At 58.8% G+C, this 7,260-nt stretch carries 8 protein-coding genes; 2 read left to right on the top strand and 6 right to left on the bottom strand.

Annotated elements, in window-relative coordinates; all coding sequences use genetic code 11:
* Window positions 1-5: 5 nt before the first annotated feature.
* Together B384_RS0106065 and B384_RS0106060 are read right to left on the bottom strand one after the other, a co-directional pair.
* Window positions 6-1,088 (bottom strand): fatty acid desaturase family protein, encoded by a 1,083-nt coding sequence (locus B384_RS0106065; protein WP_019482246.1) that lies wholly within the window; start codon window positions 1,086-1,088, stop codon window positions 6-8.
* 98 nt (window positions 1,089-1,186) lie between these two features.
* Window positions 1,187-1,654 carry a DUF4383 domain-containing protein gene (locus tag B384_RS0106060; protein WP_019482245.1) on the bottom strand — a complete coding sequence of 156 codons (468 nt, stop codon included), beginning with the start codon at window positions 1,652-1,654 and terminating at the stop codon, window positions 1,187-1,189.
* A gap of 620 nt (window positions 1,655-2,274) precedes the next feature.
* Here B384_RS0106060 and B384_RS0106055 point away from each other — a divergent pair.
* Window positions 2,275-2,538 (top strand): hypothetical protein, encoded by a 264-nt coding sequence (locus B384_RS0106055; protein WP_019482244.1) that lies wholly within the window; start codon window positions 2,275-2,277, stop codon window positions 2,536-2,538.
* A gap of 391 nt (window positions 2,539-2,929) precedes the next feature.
* Here B384_RS0106055 and B384_RS0106045 read toward each other — a convergent pair whose 3' ends face one another.
* The 3 genes from B384_RS0106045 to B384_RS17920 form a co-directional block, all read right to left on the bottom strand.
* Window positions 2,930-3,643, bottom strand: a complete 714-nt coding sequence (locus B384_RS0106045; protein WP_026041001.1) for a GAF and ANTAR domain-containing protein — start codon at window positions 3,641-3,643, stop codon at window positions 2,930-2,932.
* 9 nt (window positions 3,644-3,652) lie between these two features.
* Window positions 3,653-4,354: a GAF domain-containing protein gene (locus B384_RS17925; protein WP_050994858.1), complete on the bottom strand. Its 702-nt coding sequence runs from the start codon at window positions 4,352-4,354 to the stop codon at window positions 3,653-3,655.
* Between the two features lie 631 nt (window positions 4,355-4,985).
* The gene (locus tag B384_RS17920; protein WP_156808990.1) at window positions 4,986-5,300 is read right to left on the bottom strand and encodes a hypothetical protein; all 315 of its coding nucleotides are present in this window, start codon (window positions 5,298-5,300) and stop codon (window positions 4,986-4,988) included.
* A 289-nt stretch (window positions 5,301-5,589) separates the two neighbouring features.
* Here B384_RS17920 and B384_RS0106030 point away from each other — a divergent pair, with 289 nt between their 5' ends.
* Window positions 5,590-6,255, top strand: a complete 666-nt coding sequence (locus B384_RS0106030; RefSeq protein ID WP_237715242.1) for a GAF and ANTAR domain-containing protein — start codon at window positions 5,590-5,592, stop codon at window positions 6,253-6,255.
* A 64-nt stretch (window positions 6,256-6,319) separates the two neighbouring features.
* On the opposite strand, the gene B384_RS0106025 is transcribed toward B384_RS0106030, so the two are convergent.
* Window positions 6,320-7,165, bottom strand: a complete 846-nt coding sequence (locus B384_RS0106025) for a universal stress protein (RefSeq protein WP_019482238.1) — start codon at window positions 7,163-7,165, stop codon at window positions 6,320-6,322.
* Between the last annotated feature and the right edge of the window lie 95 nt (window positions 7,166-7,260).

Raw genomic sequence — 7,260 nt, 5'->3', positions numbered from 1 at the left:
TCGGGCTATTGGTGCCGGTATTTGTTGACCATGGGGCAGTCGAAGGGGTCGCGTGCGGCGAGGCCTACCCGGTTGAGGTAGGACACGACGGCGCCGTAGGAGGCTGCGACGCCGACCTCGGTGTAGGGGACTTTGAGGCGTTCGCAATGCTCGCGGACGATCAGTGCTGCTGCTCGGAGGTGCGGGCGGGGCATGTCGGGGAACAGGTGGTGTTCGATCTGGAAGTTCAGGCCGCCGAAGGCGTTGTTGATGAAGTTGCCGCCGCGAATGTTGCGTGAGGTGAGGACCTGTTTCTGGAAGAAGTCGAGTTTGCTGTTCTTGGGGATGATCGGCATGCCCTTGTGGTTGGGGGCGAAGGAGGCTCCCATGTAGATGCCGAACACGGCCATTTGAACGCCGATGAAGGCGAACGCCATGCCGAGGGGCAGGAACCAGAACAGGACGCCGAGGTAGGCGCCGAACCGGATCGCGAGGAGGGCCAGTTCGATCCAGCGGCCTTGGACAGCGCCGGGGCGGAACAGTGTGCCGATCGACTTGGCGTGCAGGTTCAAACCTTCGAAGGTCAGCAGCGGGAAGAAGAGGTAGCCCTGGCGGCGGGTGATCCAGGCGTGGAGTCCCGTGGCTTTGGCTGCGTCGTCCTCGGTGAAGGAGATGGTATCGATCTCAATGTCCGGGTCTTTGCCCACCACGTTGGGGTCGTTGTGATGGCGGGTGTGTTTATTCATCCACCACTGGTAGCTGATGCCGACGACGCCGGCGGCCAGGATCCGTCCGGACCAGTCGTTGGCCCCGCGGGTCTTGAAAATCTGCCGGTGGGAGGCCTCGTGGGCCAGGAATGCGATCTGCGTGAAGACGACGCCGAGCACGGCGGCGATCAATAACTGGAACCAGGTGTCGCCCAGCAGGGCGAAACCGGTCCAGGCGGCACCCATGGTTATCGCCAGTGCAGCGAAGACGGAAACGTAAAAGCGGCGGCGACGGTTCAGCAGACCTTCTTTGCGTACCTGCTTCAGCAGCGTCGCATAGGAGGCGACGACGTCGTTCGGCTTAGCAACGCGCACGCTACGGGTAGGGGCCTCAGTGCTCATGATTGATGTTCCTGTCTGGACGAGACCCTACGGTCGGTACTGGAACCGACGGGGTCCTGCCCGCGAGCAGGACCCCGTCGGAGGGTGTTGCTTTTTCTTTAGGTGCGGTTGCCTGTGTTGTGGTCCCGCTTCCGGCGAAGGATCAGCGCTAGTGCAATCATCGCGACGCCCAGGAACAGATGTAGCCAGTTGTCCGCATCATTCAGTGGGACGAAGTTAGCGGTGGAATCCTGATCAATGACCAGTCCGTAAATCCAGAGCACCAGGTAAATAACTCCTCCGATGAGGAGGTAGTTCTTGGCGTTCGAGTAGCTACGGGCAAGGGCCAGGCCAGCGACGCCGAAAAGAAGGTGAACGATGTTGTGTAGGATCGACACCTGAAAAATGCCTAGCAACAACGCCTCAGATTCGGGTCCTGCCATGTCCATCTGATCGTGTTGGCTGGTGACCCCCGGAATGAACCCGAGAATGCCGACGAGTAGAAAAACGGCGCCCATGCCCATTGCGGCTTTCTGCATGGTTGTCTTCTCGCGGGTGCTGTCGAGCTGGTGATTGTGAGCGGTCATGATCTTCCTCCTAGAGAGAGATGCGTGCTTCCTAGCTTCGCTACCGGCGGTCCGCGCGACATCCTTCGCTGCCCCGGGCACCGGCCATCTATCGATGGATCGAATGGCGGCTAAATGGGCTGAGACTGAAGTGTGGGTAGGTGTGGCAGAAACGGCGCTGGGATGCGGAAACATATTCCGTAGCAGGGTCTGGGCCATCGAAACCTGAAATACGGATGGAACCTTGTGTTGGGTAATCTCAAGTGCTGGCGTGGTCCCTGAAATCTACGTTCGGTGAACGTCTCTGGGAACCACCGCCGGTACTCAATGTAAGCATGCTTATGATATGAACACAAGAGGTGTTGCGGACGGCTCGTACTGGGTTCACATGAGGCGTCTCGATTGCTCAATCCGGGATACCTTTGCCGGCGTTGCTGAGTGCCTCACGCCCGTTCACTGTGCTGCACGAGGCAAGGTCGAAGACCTGGGCCAGCTGGGTTTATTATCAACAGTGCTGGTCAGCCCTGGATAGCAGAAACCGGTGGACTGACACCTTCGCGCGCGTTACTGTTGGGGTGTTGCCCCGGACCCCGGCACGCCTGCATGGACTATGTGGACATCTACTAGTGTTGGGTTAGATCATGGCGATTTCTAAAGGGCTGTCCGCCGGGCAAGAGGTTAGACACCTAGCGCCGGAATTGGGGCTGAGCGCACTCATCCAGGTCAATACCGACCTGAACTTTGCGACCGTGGTCGTCCGCGGATCACTGACGCAGACTAATAGTGATGCCCTGATCCGAATGGTTGTGAGCACGAGCTATCTGGCACCGGATCTCAGCATGAGTATCGATCTCAGCGGGGCGCGGTCTGTCGATCCGGAGGCCGTGAAAAGGCTCGGTAATTAGCCTGCGTGGTCGGTCATCGAGCCTCCCCCGCAGTCCGCCAGGGAGGTTGGGCCGGACTCGAGAGCAGACCACCTGTCTGCGGGTTCAAACTGGCAAGCCACCTACCCGGCATCGCCTGGTCTCAGTGCCGCTTCCGAACCAGCGCCAGACCCGTTGGCAGGAGTGGGTGCCAGCAGTGAGCCTTCGGCCCCGAGCCGGCTTGCACCCGAGGAGCAGTTCCCCGAGGACTTAACCGATTTAGACACTCTCCAGGTAGAAGTCCTCAACAGTAGAACGGGTCGTCAACTTGATATGGAATATGTCCGCGATACCGAGCCGGACCCCGAAACAAGTACGCGCCTGGAGGAGCTGACTGAGGAACTTGACCGTAGGGACCAGCAATCCAGCGATCCTAAAGCGTGAGAGAACCACTGACGATTTTGCGTGCCGTGTCTTGCAATCCAAGGTGGTGTGAACGCGAGTATCGGCGGATCATGTTGAAGGCCTCATCCAAGTCAACGTTCTCGGTTTGCGAGATCACCCCCTTCGCCTGTTCAACGAGGACCCGGCCGGTTAGCGCACGTTGTAGTTGATCGTTGATTAGTGTGCCTTCACGGATGGTGCGCTCGTGGAGTAAGCCGATGGTCGCTACGTCTGCCAACGCCTGGCCAATGGCTGAGTCCTCCGCAGTCAGGGCACCGACATCCCGGCCGAACAATCCCATAGCGCCGATGGTTCGGTCACGCACCCGTAGCGGGACCGCGTGTATTGAGTGAAACCCCTGGCTGAGTGCCGCGGCCTGGAATTCGGGCCAGCGTGGGCCCATGGAATCGATGCTGTCGATGGTTATCGCCACGCCTGTTTTGAAACATTCGACGCATGGACCGGCACCGGCCTGAAGCTGAAGCATTTCCACGAGCCTGCTTTCCTCATTGGTAGAGGCGACCACCTGCAGCTCTCCGTGTGGATCGGCCAACAATAGGCCAACGGCAGCGGCATCGAGCAGGCTGACTGTCTCCTCAACGAGGGTTTGCAGAAGATCCAGGACGTGATAGTCGGCGACGAGTGTCTCTGCCAGTTTCACAAACGCGGCGCTGACCTGTTCCGAACGCGATGTAGTCACGATGCGCCCACTCTACTCCAGCACATGCTGATCGTTCCTTTCGTCGGGCGGGGAGAAATCCAGTTCACGGGCAACCACAGTTCGAGCGATTTCCGCTAGCGTGCTGCCGTTGGCGAACGCATGAGCGCGTAGAAGCAGCAGTGCATCGGCTGCGGACAGGGCTGCCTGGGCGAGAACCATACCGGTGGCTTGATGGATTTCCCGCCGAGATATTAGGGAACTTCCTGGAACGGATCCGTTATGGTCAACAGCGTTGTCATTCAGTAACTGGCGCAAGACCGTCCATGACGTGTTTTCTGCGAGCGATGACGCAGTGATTAGATCGGAACGACTCAGGGTCCAAGGTGACGTTCTATACAGTTCCACCACACCAACATTGATTGCCCCGATGGTCAGCGGGAAAACAAACATCGCCGCAACGCCCGTCTCGGCGACAGCCTTCCCAAAGACCGGCCATAAATGCTGATCCCCGAACCGTAGATCAGGTAGAAGCACCGGAAGGCGGGTACGAAGAGCCTCCCACCGAGGGCCTTCTCCAAGATCGAATTGCAGTTCGTCTAATCTGGCCGCTACCGCATCGCTGGCATGAAGTAAGGTTTCGTGCATAGATCCACCGAACACGGAGATTGACGCACCCGTGATGGGCAATAACTCAAGATAGGGAGCGCATAGCTGGGCACTATCCGAGCCCAGCGCCGGATATAGCTCAGGCATGACTCCTCCGGCGCAGCGCACCGTGGCATGGTGGGTCGCCCATAGATAACAGCCCTATCTCCTCCAGCTTGCTCTCAGATTTCCGTCCTGACTTAACCATAGACCCGAGGGTCCCGAAGATACCCGGCCTGATTTCCTGTGCTCTCACCAATGAAATTCTTGGGCGCGATCAAGGCCCTGACCTGTTTGCTTGTCCACCTGCGGCCCAGCCTCAAGCGACTCAGGCTATAGCGTTCTCCTGAGGCTGCTCTCAAGACCCCCTCGGGATACGTGCAAAGCCCCACGCAAGTCGAAGCCGGCCTTCAGAATGGCGCCAGGAGCTGTTCGATGGGGCGAAGCGCGCGGGGAGGCCCAAGCCCAGAGGGGTGAATAGCGGTCGGATGACCAAGAGGGGCACAACGTTCGGGTGTTGTAGGACCAGATCCCGGAAGTGCTTCTTCACATCCCGATACGGCGCCATCGGGTCTTTGCCGTGCTGTTATCGAACTCCGTTGTTCTGTGTAACGCCACGTCCGGGCAGACCCCCCATGCTCCGCCCGAACGTGGCNCGGGACTCGTCGAGAAATTGGCAAGTGGAGGTCCCCTGGGCATTCTGGCACCCAGGGGAAGGCTTCTTCTGGGTTGCTTGCGTCTAAAGAACATCGAGGCTGTGCTTCAGCGCGGGACAGGTAGGGAGATGAGCGGGCATCGTGATCCGGAGTTGGGGATCTGCCGCGACGGTCCCCGTGAGCGAGTAGGCCTCCAGCGAATGCAATGCTTCGGCGTCGATGTGCCGTGCGTGCGAGAGGTCAATCTGAACCGCGAGACTTCCTGATAAGCCTTGAGCGCGGATGATTAGGGGGAGAAGCGCCTTACAGCCTTGAGGCGTCAGACAACCGGTAATCTGAACGGTCGCGCTGGCATGATCGATATCCAGCTTGATAATGACTCGCAATTTATGTTCCACGCATGGCTCCACAAGTTGATCTTCTTGCGGCCAGCTACTGGACCTAAGGGACAGCTTAGACGCAAATACGCCAGGGCGGTAGCCCCGAGCGCTGCAAAGTGCGCAGAAGTAGCCCACGCGTCTCTCCACGAGTTGATGTCCAATCGTGGTGCTGACGGGGCTTCGGACGATCTGTGGACTGGATTCACATAACGCGGGATACTGGGATATGGCGGAAAGCAGTACCGCACCGAACAGACTCGTTGGAGCTATCCCAAGCAGTGTCGCTTTCGAAGACATGGCCGAGCAGATGAGTGAGTTCGCTCGTGTGCTGCAAGCCGAAGACGATGTGGAATCCCTCCTCGCGCATATGGTCAAGGCAGCCATCGACCTGGTGCCGGGCACCGATGATGCCTCGATCAGTCTGATAACGGGACGACGGGGCGTAGAGTCCCGCGCACCGTCGAGCGATCTCCCCCGACAGGTTGATGCTCTGCAGACCCGGGTCGGTCAGGGTCCTTGCCTTGATGCGGTATTCGAACACCGCACCGTCAGTGTTCCGGATATGGCTCACGAAGACCGCTGGCCCCGTTTTGCTGAGGGGGCGATGAACCTCGGTGCTGCGAGTATGCTCGCTTTTCAGCTTTACGTGGAAGGGGACAACCTTGGGGCGATGAACCTCTATAGCCGGCACACCAACGCATTCAATGCCGAATCGGAGGAAATTGGACTCTTGATTGCCGCTCACGCGTCGGTGGCTTTTGCGGAGAGCAAAAAAATGGATCAGATGCATGATGCTCTTGCCAGCCGGGACACGATCGGTCAGGCTAAGGGGATTTTGATGGAGCGGTACGGAATCACTGGGAATCAAGCATTCATTCTGCTTGTGCGTTCGAGCTCGAATACCAATACCAAACTCGCCACAATTGCTGAATACCTTACGGGTACTGGAGAACTTCCACGCCGCAGTCGATGAGCTGGGTGATCGGCGGGCTCGTAGACAAGATTGACGGATTCACCTGGGCCGAGAACAGGCTTCATCAGCGGACGATGATGGTTGTCCCCTGGGCATAATGCAAGACCGCGTGCACGGTGGACCCGAGGCGAACGGTGAGGGTGTTGCGTCCTTTGGCGCCGACAACAACGCAGGAGGCCTTTTGTGCATGCAGAACGATATTCCTCGGCACAGTGGGTCCGTCCAACGAGTCTTCGACGATGGTGACATCGACGTCATCGTCCAGTAGATCGAGGGCCTGCTGGACGACTGGGTCGTTCTTTGATTCTGAAACCGGTGGTCGCGTGATGGCGTATCGGCTGTAGGGACGAATATGCAGTAGACGTAGGGAGGTGTGGCGCGCTTTCGCCATATCCGCGGCGAACAGAAGGGCTTTGTCGCTTTGGGGCGAGCCGTCAATGGCGACGAGGATGCCCCTTTTTGCCAGTCGTTCTTTTCGTACGACGGCAACGGGGCAGGAGGCACAGGATGCCAGGTGGAGACTGACTGATCCGATGAGCAGGCCTTTGAAACCGCCCAGTCCTCTGGACCCGGTGACAAGCAGAGAAGCGTCCGTGGAAGCTTTCGTGAGGACCTCGGAGGGGTGTCCAACAATCAGACGAGCGCTTGTGTTGACGTCTGGCTCGGCCTGTTTCGCGAGTTCCAACCCTTTGGCAGCAGTTCTTTCTGCTGCCCGCCGGGCACTGTCGGAGGCGTCGATGATCGAGCCAGGTCCGCCTGAATGAGACATTCCCATCCAGCAGTGCACGACAACGAGGGGCAGCCCGGTCGCAGCGGCGTGGTGCGCAGCCCACAAAACTGCACGTTCTGATGTGTCAGATCCGTCGTAGCCGACGAGAATCGGATGCTGCGGCGCCTCGTGGGTACTCACGCTGGCCCCCCACTGTGAGTTAGGCCAGAACACTCTGGGCGAGGAATCATAGCTCTTTTCGAATGGGGTGGGATCAAAGTCGCGTTCACGATCAG

Source organism: Arthrobacter sp. TB 23 (assembly GCF_000294595.1).
Taxonomy (GTDB): domain Bacteria; phylum Actinomycetota; class Actinomycetes; order Actinomycetales; family Micrococcaceae; genus Arthrobacter_D.
This window is presented reverse-complemented; position numbering and strand designations above follow the sequence as displayed.